Annotated in this window: 20 protein-coding genes; 15 read left to right on the top strand and 5 right to left on the bottom strand. The window is 32.3% G+C overall.

Annotated features, from left to right (window positions below; all coding sequences use genetic code 11):
• Window position 1 precedes the first annotated feature (1 nt).
• Complete coding sequence (locus VP395_RS01130) at window positions 2-616, bottom strand: fumarylacetoacetate hydrolase family protein (RefSeq protein WP_346239861.1); 615 nt, start codon at window positions 614-616, stop codon at window positions 2-4.
• A 136-nt stretch (window positions 617-752) separates the two neighbouring features.
• Between VP395_RS01130 and ahr the strand changes: the two genes are divergently transcribed.
• From ahr to VP395_RS01115, 3 genes are all read left to right on the top strand, one after another.
• Window positions 753-1760, top strand: coding sequence for an NADPH-dependent aldehyde reductase Ahr (gene ahr / locus VP395_RS01125; protein ID WP_346239860.1), 1008 nt, complete (start codon window positions 753-755; stop codon window positions 1758-1760).
• A 367-nt stretch (window positions 1761-2127) separates the two neighbouring features.
• Window positions 2128-3900 carry an ABC transporter ATP-binding protein gene (locus tag VP395_RS01120; protein WP_346239859.1) on the top strand — a complete coding sequence of 591 codons (1773 nt, stop codon included), beginning with the start codon at window positions 2128-2130 and terminating at the stop codon, window positions 3898-3900.
• A gap of 11 nt (window positions 3901-3911) precedes the next feature.
• Window positions 3912-4430, top strand: coding sequence for a DinB family protein (locus VP395_RS01115; protein WP_346239858.1), 519 nt, complete (start codon window positions 3912-3914; stop codon window positions 4428-4430).
• 686 nt (window positions 4431-5116) lie between these two features.
• Here the strand turns inward: VP395_RS01115 and VP395_RS01110 are convergent.
• Window positions 5117-6328, bottom strand: a complete 1212-nt coding sequence (locus VP395_RS01110) for a multidrug effflux MFS transporter (protein ID WP_346239857.1) — start codon at window positions 6326-6328, stop codon at window positions 5117-5119.
• Between the two features lie 130 nt (window positions 6329-6458).
• Here VP395_RS01110 and VP395_RS01105 point away from each other — a divergent pair, with 130 nt between their 5' ends.
• From VP395_RS01105 to VP395_RS01075, 7 genes are all read left to right on the top strand, one after another.
• Window positions 6459-6911, top strand: a complete 453-nt coding sequence (locus VP395_RS01105; protein WP_346239856.1) for an FKBP-type peptidyl-prolyl cis-trans isomerase — start codon at window positions 6459-6461, stop codon at window positions 6909-6911.
• Between the two features lie 7 nt (window positions 6912-6918).
• Window positions 6919-7503: a Crp/Fnr family transcriptional regulator gene (locus VP395_RS01100; protein ID WP_346239855.1), complete on the top strand. Its 585-nt coding sequence runs from the start codon at window positions 6919-6921 to the stop codon at window positions 7501-7503.
• A 94-nt stretch (window positions 7504-7597) separates the two neighbouring features.
• A complete protein-coding gene (locus VP395_RS01095) occupies window positions 7598-7951 on the top strand; it encodes a SnoaL-like domain-containing protein (protein ID WP_346239854.1) in 354 nt (117 codons plus the stop codon).
• Window positions 7952-7973: 22 nt separating this feature from the next.
• Complete coding sequence (locus tag VP395_RS01090) at window positions 7974-8552, top strand: YceI family protein (RefSeq protein ID WP_346239853.1); 579 nt, start codon at window positions 7974-7976, stop codon at window positions 8550-8552.
• Between the two features lie 103 nt (window positions 8553-8655).
• A complete protein-coding gene (locus tag VP395_RS01085; protein WP_346239852.1) occupies window positions 8656-9267 on the top strand; it encodes a DEAD/DEAH box helicase in 612 nt (203 codons plus the stop codon).
• A gap of 176 nt (window positions 9268-9443) precedes the next feature.
• On the top strand, window positions 9444-10730 hold the full coding sequence (locus VP395_RS01080) for a serine hydrolase domain-containing protein (protein ID WP_346239851.1): 1287 nt from the start codon (window positions 9444-9446) through the stop codon (window positions 10728-10730).
• A gap of 353 nt (window positions 10731-11083) precedes the next feature.
• Window positions 11084-12121: a hypothetical protein gene (locus tag VP395_RS01075; protein WP_346239850.1), complete on the top strand. Its 1038-nt coding sequence runs from the start codon at window positions 11084-11086 to the stop codon at window positions 12119-12121.
• 141 nt (window positions 12122-12262) lie between these two features.
• Here the strand turns inward: VP395_RS01075 and VP395_RS01070 are convergent, their stop codons facing one another.
• Both VP395_RS01070 and VP395_RS01065 read right to left on the bottom strand, forming a co-directional pair.
• Window positions 12263-13606: a DEAD/DEAH box helicase gene (locus tag VP395_RS01070; protein ID WP_346239849.1), complete on the bottom strand. Its 1344-nt coding sequence runs from the start codon at window positions 13604-13606 to the stop codon at window positions 12263-12265.
• Between the two features lie 42 nt (window positions 13607-13648).
• Window positions 13649-14536: an aldose 1-epimerase family protein gene (locus tag VP395_RS01065; RefSeq protein WP_346239848.1), complete on the bottom strand. Its 888-nt coding sequence runs from the start codon at window positions 14534-14536 to the stop codon at window positions 13649-13651.
• Window positions 14537-14616: 80 nt separating this feature from the next.
• Here VP395_RS01065 and pabB point away from each other — a divergent pair, with 80 nt between their 5' ends.
• Complete coding sequence (gene pabB / locus VP395_RS01060) at window positions 14617-15909, top strand: aminodeoxychorismate synthase component I (RefSeq protein WP_346239847.1); 1293 nt, start codon at window positions 14617-14619, stop codon at window positions 15907-15909.
• Here the strand turns inward: pabB and VP395_RS01055 are convergent.
• Window positions 15906-16598, bottom strand: coding sequence for a hypothetical protein (locus tag VP395_RS01055; protein WP_346239846.1), 693 nt, complete (start codon window positions 16596-16598; stop codon window positions 15906-15908). The genes pabB and VP395_RS01055 overlap by 4 nt on opposite strands.
• Before the next feature lie 156 nt (window positions 16599-16754).
• On the opposite strand from VP395_RS01055, the gene tilS reads away from it, so the two are divergent.
• The 4 genes from tilS (at window position 16755) to VP395_RS01035 (ending at window position 21260) form a co-directional block, all read left to right on the top strand.
• Window positions 16755-18074, top strand: a complete 1320-nt coding sequence (tilS, locus tag VP395_RS01050) for a tRNA lysidine(34) synthetase TilS (RefSeq protein ID WP_346239845.1) — start codon at window positions 16755-16757, stop codon at window positions 18072-18074.
• The gene (gene ade / locus VP395_RS01045; protein WP_346240421.1) at window positions 18064-19689 is read left to right on the top strand and encodes an adenine deaminase; all 1626 of its coding nucleotides are present in this window, start codon (window positions 18064-18066) and stop codon (window positions 19687-19689) included. Before tilS ends, ade begins: the two co-directional genes overlap by 11 nt.
• Window positions 19690-19738: 49 nt before the next feature.
• Entirely contained in the window at window positions 19739-20695 is a 957-nt protein-coding gene (locus VP395_RS01040) for a YheT family hydrolase (protein WP_346239844.1), read from the top strand.
• 109 nt (window positions 20696-20804) lie between these two features.
• On the top strand, window positions 20805-21260 hold the full coding sequence (locus tag VP395_RS01035; RefSeq protein WP_346239843.1) for a (2Fe-2S)-binding protein: 456 nt from the start codon (window positions 20805-20807) through the stop codon (window positions 21258-21260).
• Window positions 21261-21271: the final 11 nt, after the last annotated feature.

The raw sequence follows: 21271 nt of genomic DNA, 5'->3' as shown, positions 1-21271 counted from the left end.
ATTAAATTAATTTAAAATCTAAAAGCAATTCGCCTTCAATAGAAGCTTGTATGTGGTCGCCTTTAAAATTCAAACCGGCACCAAGTGCTGGTGTTCCAGTAAAAATAAGGTCGCCTGGTTCTAAAGTCATATAGTTTGAAACAAATGCTATGATTTCACTAAAATTATAAATCATAAAATCGGTATTTCCAACTTGTTTTGTTTCACCATTAATTACTAAATCAAAATTGATATTGTTTAAATCTGGAAAGTTTGAAACTGGTTTAAAATTTGAAATTGGTGATGCACCATCAAATCCTTTAGCTAATGCCCAAGGGCCTTTATTTGCTCTGCTAGCAGCTAGTACATCTTTAGCTGTATAGTCAATGCCAACAGCTATTTCAGAAATATAAGAATTAGCGTTTTCAACCGCTATATTTTTTCCTTTTTTACCAATTTTAGCAACTAATTCAACCTCATAAGCTAATTCTTTAGTAATAGAAGGAAATTCGATATTGTTATTATTAGTAACTATTGTACTTTCTGCTTTTAAAAATATTATTTGATCCCCTGTTTTAATTTCTGCAATTTCAGATTTATCACTCACATAGTTTTTGCCAATTCCAATTACTTTCATAATGTTTAATTTTAATTAATGTTGAAGTTGTAAATTTAGTAAATATGCCGTTTAAATTTAAACTATATTTAACTTCTTTCTTATAAAAGTTGCTATTGTTTTTTGTACATTGATAGCAATATCTAAAATAGTAATTATGAAAAAAATTAATGCGTATGCGGCAAAAGAAGCTGGCGGTACATTAGAAAAATTTCAATATGAATTGCCCGAAATAGGTAAGGAAGAAGTAGATATTAAAGTGCATTATTGCGGTATTTGTCATTCCGATTTAAGCATGATTCATAACGATTGGGGCATGAGCCAATTTCCATTAGTACCAGGGCATGAAATTGTAGGAGAGGTAATGGCGTTAGGGAGCGATGTTAGCGGATTAAAAGTTGGAGATAAAGTAGGTATGGGTTGGAATTCTGGCGCATGTATGCATTGTAACCAATGTTTAGATGGAAAACAACATTTATGTGGTAGTTCTGAAGCTACTATTGTTGGGCGACATGGTGGCTTTGCCGATTTTGTTAGAGGCCATTGGTCGTGGGTTATTCCATTACCAAAAGGTTTGGATATGGCAAAAGCAGGCCCGTTATTTTGTGGCGGCATTACTGTTTTTAACCCCATTGTGTTGTCTGGTGTACAGCCAACCGATAAAGTAGGAGTTATAGGCGTTGGCGGACTTGGGCACATGGCTATTAAGTTTTTAAAAGCTTGGGGTTGTGAGGTTACGGCTTTCAGTTCTAACCCAAATAAAAAAGAAGAAATTTTAAAAATGGGTGCACACCATGTGGTCGATTCCACAAAACCAGAAGCTTTAGAAGGTATTACGGGCACATTAAATTTTATATTAAATACCACTAATGTAACACTCGATTGGAATTCCTTTTTAACTACATTAGCACCACAGGGAAAATTACACACCGTTGGTGCGGTTTTAGAACCTATGGCTATTCCTGCGTTTAGCTTAATTATGGGTGAAAAATCGGTTGGAGGAAGTCCGATAGGAAGTATTGCATTAACCAAAAAAATGTTGGAATTTTGTGTTAGGCATTCTATCTATCCAACGGTTGAAGAATTTAAATTGGAGGACGTTAATAAAGCCATAAAGCATTTGGAAGATGGTAAAGCCCGATTTAGAATTGTATTAAAAGCATAAAAAATTGTTTAATTAAAATTAATTACCATGGCAAAATCACACGACGCTAAGAAAACGGTTAAAAAAGAGCCACTTTTAACACTAAAGGAAAAAAAAGCAGCAAAACTTGCTAAAAAGGCAAAACGCGATTAAAGGGTAATAACTTTAATACATTTAAAAGGCTGTCTGAAAAGTGTAATTTTGTGTCATATTGAGCCTATTGAAACATTTTAACCTATTGATAATCAATATAGGTTTCGGTAATCTCAATCTGACAAAGTAAATATAATACACTTTTCAGACAGCTTTTTTATTTAAACTAATTTGTAGAATACACCATTTAGAATGGTTAATTTTACCGTTCATTTTTATTACAAGAATTCTCAAAATGCAACACCTAAAAAAACCTTCAAAAAACTCAGATAAAACAAAACCAAAAGTAACTATGGCGCAAGCCTTTAAAACCATTATTTGGCCAAGGCGTAATCTGGTTTTTATAGGGTTGGTTTTGATAGTTATTAAAAGCATATCAGGTTTAATATTACCTTGGCAGAGTAAAGTATTGTTAGACGAGGTAATACCAAATAAAGATTTTTATCAGCTTTACACCTTAATAGCTATTGTGCTAACAGCTATTTTGGTGCAAGCAGTAACTTCATTTTTATTAACAAGAGTTTTAAGCGTACAGGCACAGTATTTAATTAGTGAACTACGTGCACAGGTTCAAAAAAAGATACTGTCTTTGCCTATTAGTTTTTTTGATAATACAAAATCGGGCGCATTAGTATCGCGAATTATGAGCGACGTTGAAGGTGTAAGAAACCTAATTGGTACCGGTTTGGTACAATTGGTGGGTGGTAGTTTTACGGCTATTGTATCTCTCGTTATTTTAATAAAAATAAACCCTTGGATGACCCTTTTTGTGTTTGTACCACTTTCAATATTTGGATATATTGCCCTTAAAGCATTTAAATACATTCGTCCTATTTTTAGAACTCGAGGGAAAATTAATTCTGAAGTTACGGGGCGCTTAACTGAAACTTTGGCAGGTGTGCGTGTTATTAAAGCTTTTAATGCTGAAGAACAAGAGCAAATGGTGTTTGAAAAGGGCGTTGATAAGCTCTACCAAAATGTAAAAAAGAGTTTAACTGCCACTGCGTTTATGACTAGTTCTTCTACGTTTTTAATAGGCGTTGCCACTACCGGTATTATGGGAATGGGTGGTTATTATATGATTCATGGTGAAATGACTACGGGCGATTTTCTATTCTTCACCTTAATTCTTGGTTTTATGATTGCGCCTATTGTACAAATGAGCAATATTGGTAGCCAACTTACCGAAGCTTTAGCAGGTTTGGATAGAACCGAAGAGCTTATGAATATGACGGCAGAAGAAGATAATAAACAGCGCACTATTCACCTAAAAGATTTAAAAGGTGAAATTACTTTTAAAAATGTATCGTTTTCCTATGAAGAAGGAAAAGAAGTGTTACATAACATTAATTTTACAGCTCCAGCAGGCTCTGTAACAGCATTGGTGGGTAGTTCTGGATCTGGAAAATCAACTATGGCTGGATTATCGGCAACCTTTTTAACGCCAAAATCAGGAATGGTGACAATTGATAATCAAGATTTATCGAAAGTGAAATTAAGTACGTACCGCCAATATTTAGGTGTGGTTTTGCAAGATGAATTTTTATTTGAGGGTACTATTAGAGAAAACATACTATTTCCACGACCTAATGCGACTGAAAGCGAATTACAAAATGCTGTGAAGGCGGCTTATGTAAACGAGTTTACCGACCGTTTTGATGATGGATTAGATACTTTAATTGGTGAACGAGGTGTGAAATTATCGGGCGGACAGCGTCAGCGTTTAGCTATTGCTCGTGCTATCCTTGCTAACCCAAAAATTATTATCTTAGATGAAGCAACTTCGAGTTTAGATACCGAAAGTGAAGCTCTAATTCAGAAAAGTTTATCTGAATTAATAAAGGACCGAACCACTATAGTAATTGCACACCGTTTGAGTACCATTAAAAAAGCAGACCAAATTTTAGTGATAGAGGCTGGTAATATTGTAGAACGTGGTACCCATCAAGAATTGATTGCTTTAGAGGGTAGATATTACGATTTATACACATATCAAGCAAAAATTTAAAACAAGTTATCATGAAAATTTCAGACGTACAATCCAACGAATATCATGCGTTTTATAGTAATTACTTGGCATTGGTTCCCAAAGACAAGCTGTTACTAAATGGGTTTAATGAAAGTACTCAAGATATTATTGATTTCTTTCAAAACATCCCTGTTATAAAATTAAACTATGCCTATGCGAGGCAAAAGTGGAGCGTTAAAGAAATTTTTCAGCATTTAATAGATACTGAACGTGTTTTTCAGTACCGTTGTTTTTGTTTGGCAAGACGTGATAAAACGCCGCTACCAGGTTTTGAACAAAACGATTATATATCGCCTTCACAAGCAAAAAATAAAAGTATAGAATCGCTGGTAGAAGAGTTTAAAGCAGTTCGTCAAAGTTTTATCGTACTGCTTAATTCATTAAATGATGAAGATTTACAATTTGTGGGCAATGCTAATGGAAATGCCATGTCTGCTAGGGCTGCTGCTTTTGTGGTTTTAGGGCATTATATTTGGCATATCAATATTATAAAAGAACGCTATTTATAGGTAGGTTGGTTTTGAAATGACCTGCGTAACCGTATTCGTTTTAGAAGATTGTTTTTCTAAATTGATGCAATTTCCCCATGCATCTTTTAATTTACAGGTTATAAGTATAGTGTCTAGCAATACACCATCTTTGTTCGTATTGGTTATTTTTGATGGTTCACCGTTCTAATTATAATCATAGTTGTGGGGTAGAACGTTGTAAAATTATCTACAAATTGTAGAATGCTACCATTTGGATTGTAATGATAGATAGCTTCATTTTTCTTATAGTGCTTTTGTGTATAGCAACTAATGCACTCTCGGTTGTTTGGTTTCCAACGTGTTTTACAATAATAAGGTTCGTTATTAGGGTAAGAGCGTTTTATAACCCATAGTTTTTTTTTCAGCAACTTCTATAAGATTATTATTAGTATCAAAAGCTTCAGAAAATTTAACTCGACCATTTTTTGTGAATAGGTAATTGGTTTTTTAATTTAAAACTATGTTCCCATTTAGAGTTTCATAAGTTTCAGTTGTTAAAGAAGTAAAAGTACCATTTAATTGGTGCTTTTTAACATAAGAAAATGAAATGCAATGTTGTAATAAAACAAAAAAAACTATGTAGCAATACCATTTCATTAAATAGTTAAATCTAATTCATACTAAAAAACACAAATTTAATTTATAAACTATGTGTATTAGTGCAATTAAGCCAAACCAACAACACGTTTTTGGCTTTTTCTAAGAAACAGAAACACAAGTAAAGACAAAATTCCAAAAACAGAAAACCCAATAAATAAGGGAAGTACCGATGTTTTAACAGAGCTACCAATGTAATTAGCAATAGGAACCGCCATAACTGTAGATATAAAGCCGTTTAAAGCAGCCCCAATGCCAGCTATATGTCCTAAAGGTTGCATGGCTAAAGCTCTTAAATTTCCAAATAAAAACCCTACAGCAAAAAATTGTAAAGCAAAAAAGCCTACTAAAATATAAATACTAGGGTTGTTTCCAGACCAAAATAAAATAACATACAAAACAGAAACAAGACAGTAGGCAATGGTTGCCATAAAGCCAATACGCATCATACCAAACTTAACAACCAAGGTGCTGTTTAAATAAGTGGCTAACCCAATAGAGATAGCTAAACTTGCAAAGATGTATGGAAACATGTCTGCTAAATGGTACTGACTTTCAAAAATTTGTTGTGAGGTGCTTAAATACACCATAAACGAGCCTGTTATAAAGCCAGATACCAAAGTGTAGGCAATAGCATCGGGGTATTTAAAAAACTCTCTGATGCCATTAGTAAATAAATGAGACGAGAATTTAATGCGTTTCTCTTTAGGCAGTGTTTCGGGTTGGCGTTTCCAAAACCAAAACATAATTATTATTCCAAAGATCAGGTTAAAATAAAAAATCGCTTCCCAATTAAAAAAGTAAAGAAAAAAAGTACCTAAAGTAGGTGCAATTACAGGGACTAATATGAAAAACATAACCACAATTGATACTATTTTAGCCATATAATCGCCGTTATAAGAATCTCTCACCATAGAAATACTTAAACTTCTTGGAGACGAAAGACCGATACCTTGCAATACTCTACCAATAAGCATCACTTCTAAACTTTCGGTGGTAACACATATAATGCTGGCAATTATAAAAACAGCAAAGCCAAAAAAAACAATAGGTTTTCTACCAAAACTGTCTGATAGTGGTCCGAAAAAAAGTTGCCCAAAACCCAAACCTAAAAAAATCATGGTAACTAGTAACTGATTATCGTTTGGGTTTGTAATGTTTAATGAGGTACCAATATCTGGTAAAGCAGGTAACAGGGCATCAATTGATAGGGCTACAATAGACATTAAAGAGGCCATTAAGGCCACAAATTCAAATTTAAAGGTCTGTGTTTTTTGCATGGGGCAAAAATACTTTATTATAATAGATAAGAAAGTAAGTTAGGCGTTAATATATTATTAAAATGATAGGTGCTTATGCTAAATAAAATATATTTGTTGATTCATGTTAAACTCAAAATAAAATGCCACAATGAAACTCCTAATCTTTTCTCTTTCCCTATTTTTCCTTTTTTCATGTAATAATGACGATAAAGAAATTGATTATGTAACATTGAATGAACAACAAATAAGCGACTACATTGCTGATAATAATTTAGTAGCTCAAAGAAGCAATAGTGGTTTATATTACATAATTGATGAACCAGGAACAGGCGAGCAGCCAACTACAACATCTAATGTAACGGTAGCTTATAAAGGTTATTTTTTAAATGGGAGTGTGTTCGATCAAAGCAATGCCCAAGGAATTTCATTTAATCTGCAACAAGTTATTAGTGGTTGGACAGAAGGCATTACTTATTTTAAAGAAGAAGGAACTGGTATGCTGTTAATACCGGCGCATTTAGCATATGGTAATGTTAGAAGAGGAAGCATACCAGCAGGATCTGTACTTTTATTTGATATAGAACTTATTGCTGTGAATTAATTAGAATATGGATATACAACCGCTTTTAAAATATATTAATAATTACATTAGTTTAACTGATACTGAAATTGCTTTTTTAGAATCTAAAATTTCCGTTAGAACCTATTTAAAAGGACAATATGTTGTACAACAAGGTGATATATGTAAATATGAATGTTTTGTTTTGAAGGGTTGTACCAAAACATTTTATTTAGATAAAGAAGGGCAGGAACATATCCTTATGTTTTCGATTGAAGATTGGTGGACGTCTGATATGGGCAGTTTCATCACACAAACCCCCGCCGATTTTAATGTACAGTGTTTAGAAAACTCAGAATTAGTGATGTTTTCTTATGATATTATTGAAGATTTGTACAGGGAAATACCAAAGTTAGAACGTTTTTTTAGACAAATTATAGAAAAAGCCTTTGTCGCTTCCCAAAAGCGCATTGTTAGAAACTTTAGTCTTTCAGCCAAAGAACAATACCTTTATTTTAGAGAGCAATACCCTTTAATTGAGCAACGTATCCCGCAGTATATGATAGCTTCTTACCTGGGTATTACTAAAGAATTTCTTAGTAAAATTAAAAGTCAGTTAATTTTGGAACAGTAAATGTTAAACTAGATTAACATCATTTGATAATCTATGTCATTTTCTGTAATGCATATGTTTCAGATATTTGTACCATAGTATTAAAATAAAAATTATGAATACATTAATTGAAAAAATAAGTACGGTTAATGATATGATTTTACAGGGAAAAGCTCTTGAGGCCTTTGAAGAATTTTATCATGAAGACGTAGTAATGCAAGAAAATGATAACCCCGAGTTTATAGGAAAAGAAGTTAACAGAAAAAGAGAAGAAGAATTTTTTGCATCTATAACAGAGTTTAGGGGGGCAAAACCTTTAAAAGTTACTGTTGGTGAAAACACAACCATGGTTGAATGGTATTTTGATTATACCCACAAAGATTGGGGTGTAAAAACTTATACACAAGTTGCTGTTCAAGAATGGAAAAACGGAAAAATTATTAAAGAAAAATTTTATTACGGATCATAAACAAAAACAAAACAATAACAAGATGAAAAAAACAATTAAAAATTTAGCAATCGTAGCTTTAGTAGCATTTACAACATTTTCTTTCACAACAATAGCTGGAGAGAAAAAGGAAATTAAAATAGATAAAAGTAAAGTAGTTTGGAAAGGTTACAAAGTAACAGGTTCACACGAAGGTAGTATTGCTATCAAATCGGGCTCTTTAACGTTTGATGATAATAAATTAACAGGTGGTGAATTTGTAATTGATATGAGTACTATCAGTTCTACCGATTTAGATGGAGGAATGAAAGGAAAATTAGATGGACATTTAAAATCGGATGATTTCTTTGGTGTTGAAAATCACCCTACATCAACCTTGGTATTTAAAAAAGTAGCAGCTTCAGGTAAAAATGCATATACAGTTACTGGCGATTTAACCATAAAAGGAAAAACCAATCCAATAACTTTTGTTATTTCAATATACGGAAACAAAGCAACAGCATCATTAAAAGTAGATAGAACAAAATACGATGTACGTTACGGTTCTACAAGTTTTTTTGACGGGTTGAAAGATAAAGCTATTTACGATGAATTTGATTTAGTTGCAGATTTAGAGTTTTAATTATATAGTGACTAATAGTTAGAAAAGAGCGTTCAGAAATGAACGCTCTTTTTGGTTTTAACAGGGTTTTTAAGTCTATATTTGTATATTCATAAAAACTACTATGTCTTTTAAAAAAATAATAGAACCACTTAAAGATAATTTACAACGCAACGGAATTATTAAGCCTAATCCGCTTCAAACTGAAATCCTTTCAAAAATAAAAGGAGGTAAAAGTATGTTTGTAATTGCGCCAAAAAACGCAGGTAAAACCACAAGTATTGTAATAAGTGTTATAAATAAATTAAAGGAGGCTTTTGAAGATGCGCCGCGTGCTTTAATTTTTGTGAAAGATAAAGAAGAAGCATTAAAATTGGCTGAAATTTTCAATACGTATAAAAGAGGAACCGATTTGCGTGTGTATTGTGCTTATGAAGAACATAACATGGAATTACAGCGCGAAGAACTTTATTTGGGAACCGATATTGTTATAGCAACTCCAAAACGCCTAAATAGAATTTTTTATTTGAACGGAATCAATTTGAATCTACTGCAAATGTTCATTGTAGAAGATGCCGATTTTTTATTTAGAAACAACCATTTTGCTGAGGTAACTCGAACGCCAGAAAGTATAAGCAGATGCCAATACCTAGTGTTTTCTGATAAATTTGATGCTCGTTTTGAGCGCTGGCAAGATACTTTTATGCATCTTTCTGAAATTATTGAATTGGAATAAATAACATAGAATTATTACTTTAACGATACCATTTTTCCTTTCATTAAATAAAGTTTGTTTTATATATTATAATACTTTTTCATTTATTTGAAAAGGGATTTTTTTTGTTTTATTAAATTGATTTGTCATTAAAAAAGTAAATTAGCTATTCAATTATTCACAAACCAACTAAACCCATGAAAAAGTTATTTCTTATTCTGTTGTCTACGTTTTTGTTTACTGCTTGTTTCACACAAAGTAATGCTCAACAACAAAAAACACTACCAGAAGTTTCTGCTACCACAGTAGGTATATCTCAAGACAGACTTGCCCGCATTGATATATTATTAACAAATGCTATCCAAGATAACAAAATACCAGGTGCTGTAGCGTTGATAGCGCGACATGGTAAAATTGTGTACTATAAAGCTTTTGGTATGGCAAATAATAAATCGGAAGAATCATTAAAATTAGATTATATTTTTAGAATAGCATCACAGTCTAAAGCCATTACCTCTACAGCGGTTATGATGCTTTGGGAAGAAGGAAAGTTTAGTTTAGACGAGCCCATTTCTAAATACATTCCAGAATTTGGTACCCCACAGTTGTTGGAATCTTTTAATGAAGCAGATTCATCATACACCACCAAACCTGCCGATAAGCAAATAACTATAAGAAACCTGCTTACACATACATCGGGCATTGGTTATGGACAAATAGACGGCGATGCACAATTTAGGAAAATATATGCAAAAGCAGGAATTGTAGATTTATTTACTACGGAAAATGTGAAAATTGCCGATAATATCAAAAAGTTAGCAAGCTTACCATTACACCACAACCCTGGCGAAAAATTTACGTATAGCGAAGGATTGGATGTGTTGGGATATTTTATTGAAGTGGTTTCAGGAATGCCTTTTGATGTGTTTTTAAAAACTAGAATTTTCGACCCTTTAGGCATGAACGATACGCAATTTTATCTTCCAGAAACTAAATACAATCGGTTAGTTACTGTTCAAACCAAAGAAAATGATAAATGGGTAAAATACCCCGTAACGTTTTATGACACCGATTACCCAAAAACAGGTGCCAAACAATTTTTCTCTGGTGGTGCCGGACTTACAAGTACCGCAAAAGACTATGCTGCCTTTTTGCAAATGTATTTAAACCAAGGCGAACTTAATGGCATTCGGCTTTTAAGCAGAACCACCGTAGAAACCATTTTAACCAACCAAATACCTTATATATCAAATGATATTCCTGCGGTTCATGGGTTGGCATTTGGACTTGTAGATACAAAAAAACACGATTTAGGAGGTAGTGGTAGCGAAGGCACGTTTGAATGGGGCGGTTATTTTAATACCCAATATTTTGCCGACCCAAAAGAAGGTATACTAGGTATTCTTTTAAAACAAACTCAAAAAGTAAATGACGATACTGGTGGAAAGTTTAGGCTTTTGGTAAATGCTGCTATCGCAGATTAATAAATAACTATTTATATTCATAACTCCCTTTTTTATTAGTTTGAAAAGGGAGTTTTTATTCCTTCCTACGCAGGAATCCACTCAAAAAAACAACTAAAATTTGAAACTCCTTTTTTTGTCATTTAAGTAGCGTATTTTCATGTCGCTATATATAGTATTTTGAATATATAGTATTTTGAATATTTTTAGAGCATTCATCAACAAAGCAAATGACCAAAACCAAAAACTACTGCATCTTTTAAAATCACATTTATACTTGTAAGTATATATTAATTATATTCGTAGGTATTATAATTTGGATATAGATAATGGTTTATATCTAATTGTTCTACTCAATTTGACCAAACAAACCTGTGAATTTAAAACTAACAATCATATCGCTTTTAATTTATGCTAATTTAATTGGACAAAACAGTTTACAAAAAGTTGATTTGAATGAAAATTATACTTTTCAGAACCACTCACAAGAAGAACTGAATGAATACTATTTTGGACTTAAACCTATTAAATTCTCTAAAATAAAATATCATTTTCGTTATGTTCAATATGGTCAAATCATAGATTTAAAAAGTAATAATGGAATTGAATTTTCCGGAGAATTAATTAATGAAATAACCGAAAGTAAAACAATTAAAACTGACTATGGAAATGATGGTGAACCGACAAATTATGTATTTCAATTAGTCGAATTAGAAAAAGAAAAATCATCTAAAATCGGACAATTAATTCTAAAAGAAAAAATATATCAAATTCCAACAGATACATTAATAAAAAATTGGAATTTTAATTGGCTACATTGTGGAAATATTGAATTTTATTGCAAAACCGAGAATAATATTACTTCTAAAATTTATACTTGTCCTTGGAATCAAAATGATAGAATTAATGAAGTACAACCAATAAAGGATATTTTACATAATTTGAATGAAGTTTTTCAATTAAAAGAAAAATATTCGGAATTCATTAACAAATTAGAAAAAGGTAAATCCTATTCGAAGGATGGATATATGCAAATGTATATTATGACACAAAAAGAAAGTGAAAGTTGGAGAAATGGAAAACCTATCAGAGATTATAAAAAATCAATTAAAGATACAATTAACAACTACCTTGAATTAAAACTTAATGAATTAATTCCAAACTCTACAGAGCTAAATTGTTATGATGATTATAGTTTAACCTTTTCAAAAAACGGAAAACTAAAAAGAATGAAAGTTGATATGGGATTTTGGGAAAGACTTTCTGATAAAGATTATAAAAAATGTAAAGGAATTTTAAAAAAGGTTATTAGAGAAATAAAAATCGATTTTGTTGACCCAAAATATGAATTTAGTAGAGAATTAAGTTTCGGACAAAAAGGGATTTATATTTATGACAGAATGGTATATTGAATAAAAAACTGCATAGAACAAAGTATATGGTAAATAGGCGAGAAAGTAATAACCATAATCCTTTCTTTTTGTTTATATGCTTAAATTTAAAATTTTATTAATAAAAGCTATAACTTAAGTCATACAAACACGTTAGCCCAACTACCTCTTATTCCGTTTATTATAATTCTTATCGCCTCGTGTTTTAGGCTTTTTATATTTAGCAGCAATTTTAAATTTATACGAGCCTCCTTTGTTTTCTTGAGAATTCTTTTCAGATTTTTCATGAAATGCAGCCCCAATATTCTCATCACGTTTTATTGGGTTGTAATGTTCTTTTATTTGAGGACGTTCTTCTTCAATAAGTTCGGTAGAAATTTCAACTTCCACTGGCAAATCCACTAAAGAAATACGCATGTTCATTAAACCTTCAATATTGGTAACCGCATCTTGTTCGTTTTCAGTAGATAGTAAAATAGCTGTTCCTTCGCGTTCGGCTCTACCTGTTCTACCAATACGGTGCATGTAGTTTTCGGGGTAATCTGGTGTATCAAAATTAATAACATGGCTTACGTTATCAATATCCAAACCACGTGCCATCACATCGGTAGCTACCAATATGCGGTTGTCGCCGTTTCTAAATTGCTCGATACTTCGCAAACGGTAATTTTGTGTTTTGTTGGAGTGTATTACGCACAATTCATCATGAAATAGTTCGTCTAATTTTTCAAATAAACGGTCTGCCATTTTTTTATAAGACACAAATATTAACACCTTATTAAATGTTTCGGTATCTCTTAATAAGTGTTTAAGTAAATTAACTTTAGTGTTAAAATTGGGTGCATTGTAACGCGATTGTAAAATATTTTCGAGCGGTGTACCTGAAACGGCAATAGAAACACGTTCTGGACTTTTAAAGAAATCGTTAATTAACACATCCACATCTTCAGTCATCGTTGCCGAAAACATGATATTTTGGCGTTTCTCGGGTAGTAAATCGAAAATATTAATAAGTTGATGTCTAAACCCTAAATCGAGCATCACATCTACTTCATCTATCACCAATTTTTGTATCGATTTTAATTGTAATACACGGCTTAAAGCCAAATCGTACAACCTGCCAGGGGTTGCTACCAAAATATCAATACCTTGTGCAACGGCTTGTTTTTGCGTATTGATGTTGGTACCACCATAAACACCTAACACACGGGTATTCATGTATTTTGCGAGATTTTCAATATCGCTAACTACCTGTACCACCAGTTCGCGCGTTGGTACTAAAACCAAAACACGTGGGTTTTCTTGTGTTGAAAATTTTAAATGTTTTAAAATAGGCAACATGTATGCAAAAGTTTTACCAGTACCTGTTTGTGCGATACCCACCATGTCTGCTCCAGAGCAAACCACATTAAAAGCCTCGGCTTGTATGGGTGTTGGGGAGGTAAAGCCTAAATCGTTTAAGGCGTTGTATATAGGGGTGTTTAAATTTAAATCTTCGAAAGTCACGGTGTGCTATTTAGCTGGCAAAGTTACGTTTATTATTCAATATTAAACCAAACTGTTATGTATTTCAATAGTGTAGCTTGCTTTAAAACTCTTGCCAGCACCTAGTTTTAAAATACCTTCTTTTGTTTTAAAGTCTTGGTTGGTAGCTTCGTTATCGGCAATTCCTAGCCAAGGTTCTATACAAACATAATCGCCTGTGGGTTTTGCCCAAATACCTAAATAAGGAAAATCTTTATAACTAACAGATAGAATATTACCGTATAGTTTACTTTTTAGCGTTACCTTTTTAGATTTTAAATCTTTAAAAATAAGGGCATCATCATTAAATAAGTCATGCGTTAAAGGAATGTTATTAGATTTATTAAAAAGAGGAATTGATAGAGAAGAAATAAGCCCGTTTTCCATATTAATAAGATGGGTTTTAGAATTTTCAGCATGTTCAAATTCTAAAAAGTAATCTTCATACTGTTCATTTTCAAACACAGGACATTTAAAAGCAGGATGCCCACCAACCGAAAAATACATGGTTTTATTGTCTACATTTTTTATGGTATAAAGCACTTCAATACTATTATTAAAGAGTTTATAAGAGATGAAAAACTCAAATTTAAAGGGATAAAATTTTAAGGTGTCTTCACTATATGGTAGTTTGAAGGTTAAGCTATTGGGTGTTTGTTCGTGTAAAATAACCGCACTGCTATTTCTAACTATGCCATGCTTTGGTAATTTATATTCCTGTTTTTCAAAAATATAGGTATCGTTTTTTAGTGCGCCAATAATAGGGAATAGGTTAGGGGCAAAACTTCCCCAAACGGTTGGGTTGGCATCCCACATAAATTCTGTGTTATTTTTTACTGAGGTGATTTGGCATAATTCGGCACCTACTTTTTTAACTGCTATTTTAAGTAGCTTGTTTTCTAATGTTACCATTTTAAGTGAAATTTAAACTAAAATACAAAACTTGTAATTTTTTAAGGAATCTAACTAACTTTACAACTTAAATTTTAGAGTTGAGAACAAATTCCACCCATACGGTTAAAAACATCACATTGTTTAAACAACAATTATTGCAATGGGCGCAACAGTTTGACGATGTTGTTTGGTTAGATTCTAATAATTATGAGCAAACCTACACCAATTACGACGCGGTTTTGGCTGTTGATGCTTTTACAAGTGTTAAAACCGATTACCTTGATGCTTTCGAAAAGCTAAAAGAATATCAAACTCTTGTAAACGATTGGATTTTTGGTTATTTGACCTACGATTTAAAAAATGCCGTTGAAGATTTAAAATCTCATAATTTTGATGGTTTGGAATTTTCTGATTTATTCTTTTTTCAACCTAAAAAACTATTCTTTTTTAAAGGTAATCAAATTGAAATGAAGTATTTGAAATTGGTGCATGATGAATTAGAAAATGATTTTAAATCTATTAAGCACATCAATACATCAACATATCAACAAAAGAACAATTCAATCAAAATAAAACTTCGTATCCATAAAGATGAATACTTTGAAAAGATAAACAACATGCTCGCTCACATTCATAGAGGCGATATTTATGAAGCTAATTTTTGTCAGGAATTTTATGCTGAAAACACACAAATAAATCCTTTAGAAACCTATAATAAGCTTAACGCTATTTCAAATCCGCCATTTGCAACTTTTTTAAAGTGTCGTGATAAATATTTGTTATCAGCATCACCAGAGCGTTATTTAAAAAAGGATGGAAACATAGTAATTTCCCAACCCATAAAGGGTACTGCGAAGCGGTCTTTAGATAAGTCTAAAGACCAAAAATTAAAAAATGATTTATTAAAGAACGAAAAGGAACGCAGTGAAAATATTATGATTGTAGATTTAGTGCGTAACGATTTATCTAAAACCGCTATAAAAGGCAGTGTAGAGGTTGAAGAATTATGTAAAATTTATACATTCGATCAAGTCCATCAAATGATATCGACGGTAAAATCTAAAATAGAAACCAGAACCCATGCCGTAGATGTAATAAAAAGTACTTTCCCAATGGGTAGCATGACGGGCGCTCCAAAAATTTCAGCAATGAAAATTATTGAGGAGTTAGAAGAAACCAAACGCGGACTTTACTCTGGCGCCGTGGGTTATTTTACGCCAACTGGAGATTTTGATTTTAATGTAGTTATCAGAAGTATTTTATACAATGAAACCAAACAGTATGTGTCTTATTCTGTTGGAGGCGCCATTACAGCGAAAAGCGACCCGTTAAAAGAATACGAAGAGTGTTTGGTTAAGGCCAAAGCCATGCGTCAGGTTTTAGAAGACTAATCTAAATTGGTATCGAAGGTTTTTTTAACAGTATCAATAATGCGGTTAATACGTTTAACTTCAATGTTTTTTACTTTTGAAATATCTTCAACACTTAATTTTCCAAAAACATATAAATCGATAATATTAGACACGTTTATGGGCAAACGGCTATATATATTACCAATAACTTCATTAGATTTACTTGATATGTCTGTATTTGCTTCAAAAGCGTTTAGAATAGAATTATCGCTATCGGCATATAAAAATAAGTGTTTATTATGTCCGTTTTGCTGGTATGAAATATCGTCTAAATCTTCATTCATTATATAATCGAAACCATCATCAATGGTATAGTTTTCTTCTAAGGCATCCAATTCTTCAATTAAAATAGAGTTCGTACTTATGGTGTTTTTGTGAAAAGCTTCTTTCTTAAAAATCATCTCTAAATCGGCATCAACAATTTTAAAGAGTTTCAGTTTTAAGGTGTTTGTATCTACATCAATATCATAACCTTTTTCGTAAAACTTAACGACACTTTCATCTATAATCCCGTTTGACGCATACATTTTTTTAGGAATAATACCCGTAGACTCAGCAATATAAAGCCTGTGCTTAACGTAAGGGTGTAATTGTTGCGAAGCAAAAACCACTTTTTTGTTAAAAGCAGCCTGGGTCGCTTTTTCATTTAGTTTTTCTATTGAACTCATAACGCCAGTATTAAATATGTATTTCTAAATTTACAAAATTCTGTAGAATATATGATGATGAAAATCAGTTTTAGTTTTGTCTTACCTAATTTATAGGTAGACAAACTTTGTGCTTTTGCTTCTTTGCGAGATTAAAATAAACCTTAACTTTGAAATATGATTGATAGCTTTGAAAACCATATAGATTCCAAACTTTCATTTTTAAAAACCAGCAAGTTACTTCTCGCTATTTCAGGTGGGATTGATAGTGTGGTTTTAACACATTTATGTCATAAAATGGGTTTGAATATTGCATTAGCACATTGTAACTTTAATTTAAGAGGGAAAGAAAGCGATGCCGATGAAGATTTTGTATTGCAACTTGCAGAAGACCTAGAGTTAGAGGTTTTTATTGAAAATTTTGAAACAGAGGCTTTTGCCAATGACGAAAAAATTAGTATTCAAATGGCAGCAAGAACCTTAAGATACCATTGGTTTTTAGAGCTTACAGAGCAGCTTAAATTTGATTATGTTTTAACAGCGCACCACGCCGACGATAATCTTGAAACATTTTTTATAAATTTATCAAGAGGAACTGGTTTAGATGGTTTATTGGGTATTCCTGAGGTGAATAATAATATTGTTAGACCATTGTTACCTTATTCGAGGGAAGAAATTGAGAATTATGTAAAAGAACACAAACTAAAGTGGCGAGAAGATAGTAGTAACATCTCCACTAAATATTTGAGGAACAAATTACGTCATGATGTAATACCTATACTTAAAGAAATGAATCCTCATTTTTTACAGAATTTCGCTAAAACCCAGATGTTTTTAAATGACTCTAAGTTTATAATTGAGGATAAAATTTCAATTGTATCCCAAAAAGCAATCAAATCAATTGATGAGTACACAGTAGCATTAAAGATTGAAGAAATCAAGAATTTAAGCCATCCCATAGCTTATTTACATGAGCTATTAAAGGATTTCGGATTTACAGAATGGCATGACGTTTTTAAGTTGTTAGATGCACAGTCGGGGAAGTATGTAAAAACCCATACGCACCGATTAATAAAAGATAGAGATTGTTTGTTGTTGAGTAAAATCCATACGGATGATAGCCAAACTATTAATATTTCAGAAACAGATAAAATAGTTGACACCCCTTTTGGAGTACTGTTTCTTGATGAAGTTGACACAGTTTTAGAAACACATAAAATGACTATTTATGTAGATAAGGATTTATTAAAGTTCCCTTTGATAATTAGAAAATGGGAGAAAGGCGATACCTTTTATCCACTAGGAATGACAGGGAAAAAGAAATTAAGTAAATATTTTAAAGATGAAAAATTCTCGTTGTTAGATAAAGAAAATGCATGGCTGCTTTGTTCGGGAGATGCTATTGTTTGGGTTATAAATAAAAGAGCAGATAATCGATTTCGAGTTACTGAAAACAGTAAATCGATTTTAAAGTTTGAAATTAAATATGACCATTAGCGGACAAATAGTCGATATTCAAAATAAACGCGTTTTTAAAGGTGAAATCACAATTAAAAACGAAATGATTTTTTCTATAGAAGAAAAGCAGCACGATACTGAGACTTATATTCTTCCAGGTTTTGTAGATGCTCATATTCATATTGAAAGTTCTATGTTAGTACCCAGTGAATTTGCACGTTTGGCGGTGAAGCATGGTACCATTGCGACGGTTTCAGACCCTCATGAAATAGCTAATGTTTTGGGAGTTGAAGGTGTCGAGTTTATGATTGAGAACGGTAAAAAAGTGCCGTTTAAATTCAATTTTGGTGCGCCGTCCTGTGTACCTGCTACTACTTTTGAGTCAGCAGGAGCGGTGATAGATTCCGATGCTATAAAAAAGCTTTTAGAAAACCCCGACATTAAGTATTTGTCAGAAATGATGAATTACCCCGGCGTATTGCTTGATGATGCCGAAGTGTTGAAAAAAATAGCTTGGGCAAAACATTATAATAAGCCTGTAGATGGGCATGCACCTGGTTTAATAGGTCAAGCTATTACCAAATACATTAATGCAGGTATTGCTACCGACCATGAGTGTTTTACATATAAAGAAGCTTTAGAAAAGCTGCAAAAAGGCATGAAAATCTTAATTAGGGAAGGCAGTGCTGCTAAGAATTTTGAGGCTTTAATAGATTTGGCATCAGAACATTTTGAAAATATGATGTTTTGCAGTGATGATAAGCATCCAGACGATTTAATGGTCGGCCATATAAATAAACTTTGTGCCAGAGCTGTTGCTAAAGAAATAGATTTGTTTAAAGTGTTGCAAATGGCCTGTATAAACCCTGTAAAGCACTATGATTTAGATGTTGGCTTGCTAAAAGTTGGTGATTTTGCCGATTTTATAGTTGTTGAAGATTTAATAAATTTCAAAACCGTTCAAACCTATATAGATGGAGAATTGGTGTTTGATAAAGAAAACGTTTTAATAAACCCCGTTTCATTTAAGAATCTAAATAATTTCAATTGTAATAAAAAAGAAATTTCAGATTTCAGATTTGAATCTTCAACCAAAAAAATTAGAGTTATTGAAGCATTAGAAGGACAACTGGTTACCAATGAATTAATTAAAGAGGCATTAATTTTAAATGGAAATTTAGTTTCCAATATTAAAAATGATATTTTAAAAATAACGGTTGTAAATCGTTATAAAAATAAAAAACCGGCCATTGCTTTTATTAAAAATTTCGGATTAAAAGAGGGTGCTATAGCATCGTCTGTTGGTCACGATTCTCATAATATTATCGCTGTTGGTGTTTCAGATGAAGCTATTTGTAAAGCTGTTAATTTGCTTATAGAAAACAAAGGCGGTATTTGTGCGGTTTCGAATTCCGAAGAAAAGATTGTTCCTCTTCCGGTTGCAGGAATTATGAGTGATAAAGATGGAAATACAACAGGTAAGCAATATGCAGATCTCGATAAAATGGCAAAACAATTAGGGAGTACTTTACATGCACCTTACATGACTTTATCCTTTATGGCTTTGTTGGTTATACCATCTTTGAAATTAAGTGACAAAGGACTTTTTAATGGAACAGATTTTAAATTTACACCTTTAGCAATTAACAATTAAAAGAACACTCAATATCCAAAACCAATAACCTATCACTAAAAGCCCAAAAATGCCAATAATAGAATCTACCTATAAGCCACCATTCTTTTTTAAAAAAGGTTTCGTTTCAACTGTATATTCAGGTTTAGTTCGTCGAGTTTCGTTAAAGCAAGTGCGGGAACGTATCACTTTAAATGATGGTGATTTTCTAGATTTAGATTGGAGTTTTTCAAAAGAAAAAAGCAAAAAACTCATTGTTTTGCTTCATGGATTGGAAGGACATGCCCAACGTCCGTACGTAACAGGATCTGCCAAATTATTTAACAAGAACGGTATAGATGCCGTTTGTGTTAACTTTAGAGGCTGTAGTGGGACGGATAATTTAAAATTTAGAAGTTATCATTCTGGTGCTACCGAAGATTTAGAATCAGTGATTCATCATGCGGTTTTTAATAGAAATTATGATGAAATATACTTAAAAGGTATTAGTTTAGGAGCTAACATCATTTTAAAATATTTGGGTGAACGTGCCGTTGTTCCGGAGGAAGTAAAAAAGGCAATTGCTATTTCCGCTCCATGTTATTTGTATGGTTCTGCTAAGGAATTACACACTTTTAAGAACGTGTTATTTCACAATAGATTTAAAAGACATCTTGTGAATCGCTTAAAAGTCAAACAAAAAAACTTTGCTAAGGAGTTAAGTGTAGAAGACATAGCTTCCATAAAAACATTATACGATTTTGACAATGTTTACACTGCAAAGGCCCATGGTTTTAAAGATGCTTTAGATTATTATGAGCAATGCAGCAGTTTGCAATTTCTCTCAAACATAAAAACACCAACACTTATTATTAACGCGCTTAACGATTCGTTTTTATCGCCTGAATGTTACCCCGTAAAAGAAGCTAAACAAAATCCTAATTTGTTTTTAGAAATGCCGAAATTTGGTGGTCATGTTGGGTTTGTATCTAAAAACAATGTCTATTATAATGAACATAAGGCTCTAGAGTTTGTGTTAGATTATTAAAGACTTAGTCAAAAATTTAAAACAACTATTTTTTTTTGTATTTTTAAAGAGTCTGTTTTATTTTTTGTTTTTTACAGAATATTCATAATTTAACTAAAAACGAACCAATATGCCAACATATAAATTAAGCATCAATAATAAAAAATACTCTGTTGATGTTGATGAGGATACACCCCTATTGTGGGTTTTACGAGATCATTTAGATTTAGTAGGAACAAAATATGGCTGTGGGATAGGTCAATGCGGAGCTTGTACGGTTCATTTTAATGGAACTGCCGTTAGAAGTTGTCTTTTAGCTGTTTCTGTAATAGGGAACTCGAAAATAACAACAATTGAAGGTCTTTCAGCTAATGGGGACCACCCCGTACAGAAAGCATGGCTTGAACACGATGTTCCGCAATGCGGATATTGCCAATGCGGTCAGATCATGAATGCTGCTGCATTATTGAAGACGAACCCTAATCCTTCCGATGAAGATATAAATGTTGCAATGAACGGCAATATTTGTAGATGTGGTACATATATTAGAATCAAACAGGCAATTAAAACCGCCTCAAAGCTTTAATCTTCAGAAAT

Origin of the sequence: Mariniflexile soesokkakense, assembly GCF_039650365.1 — a bacterium.
GTDB classification, from domain to species: domain Bacteria; phylum Bacteroidota; class Bacteroidia; order Flavobacteriales; family Flavobacteriaceae; genus Mariniflexile; species Mariniflexile soesokkakense.
This window is presented reverse-complemented; position numbering and strand designations above follow the sequence as displayed.

Coding starts and splice junctions, on each gene's coding strand:
- VP395_RS01090 (WP_346239853.1), top strand. CDS start 7,974: ATGAAAAAAACAATTAAAAATTTAGCAATCGTAGCTTTAGTAGCATTT.
- VP395_RS01065 (WP_346239848.1), bottom strand. CDS start 14,536: ATGGTAACATTAGAAAACAAGCTACTTAAAATAGCAGTTAAAAAAGTA.
- VP395_RS01080 (WP_346239851.1), top strand. CDS start 9,444: ATGAAAAAGTTATTTCTTATTCTGTTGTCTACGTTTTTGTTTACTGCT.
- VP395_RS01115 (WP_346239858.1), top strand. CDS start 3,912: ATGAAAATTTCAGACGTACAATCCAACGAATATCATGCGTTTTATAGT.
- VP395_RS01120 (WP_346239859.1), top strand. CDS start 2,128: ATGCAACACCTAAAAAAACCTTCAAAAAACTCAGATAAAACAAAACCA.
- VP395_RS01085 (WP_346239852.1), top strand. CDS start 8,656: ATGTCTTTTAAAAAAATAATAGAACCACTTAAAGATAATTTACAACGC.
- VP395_RS01035 (WP_346239843.1), top strand. CDS start 20,805: ATGCCAACATATAAATTAAGCATCAATAATAAAAAATACTCTGTTGAT.
- VP395_RS01100 (WP_346239855.1), top strand. CDS start 6,919: ATGGATATACAACCGCTTTTAAAATATATTAATAATTACATTAGTTTA.
- VP395_RS01055 (WP_346239846.1), bottom strand. CDS start 16,598: ATGAGTTCAATAGAAAAACTAAATGAAAAAGCGACCCAGGCTGCTTTT.
- VP395_RS01105 (WP_346239856.1), top strand. CDS start 6,459: ATGAAACTCCTAATCTTTTCTCTTTCCCTATTTTTCCTTTTTTCATGT.
- VP395_RS01110 (WP_346239857.1), bottom strand. CDS start 6,328: ATGCAAAAAACACAGACCTTTAAATTTGAATTTGTGGCCTTAATGGCC.
- VP395_RS01130 (WP_346239861.1), bottom strand. CDS start 616: ATGAAAGTAATTGGAATTGGCAAAAACTATGTGAGTGATAAATCTGAA.
- tilS (WP_346239845.1), top strand. CDS start 16,755: ATGATTGATAGCTTTGAAAACCATATAGATTCCAAACTTTCATTTTTA.
- ade (WP_346240421.1), top strand. CDS start 18,064: ATGACCATTAGCGGACAAATAGTCGATATTCAAAATAAACGCGTTTTT.
- VP395_RS01040 (WP_346239844.1), top strand. CDS start 19,739: ATGCCAATAATAGAATCTACCTATAAGCCACCATTCTTTTTTAAAAAA.
- ahr (WP_346239860.1), top strand. CDS start 753: ATGAAAAAAATTAATGCGTATGCGGCAAAAGAAGCTGGCGGTACATTA.
- VP395_RS01095 (WP_346239854.1), top strand. CDS start 7,598: ATGAATACATTAATTGAAAAAATAAGTACGGTTAATGATATGATTTTA.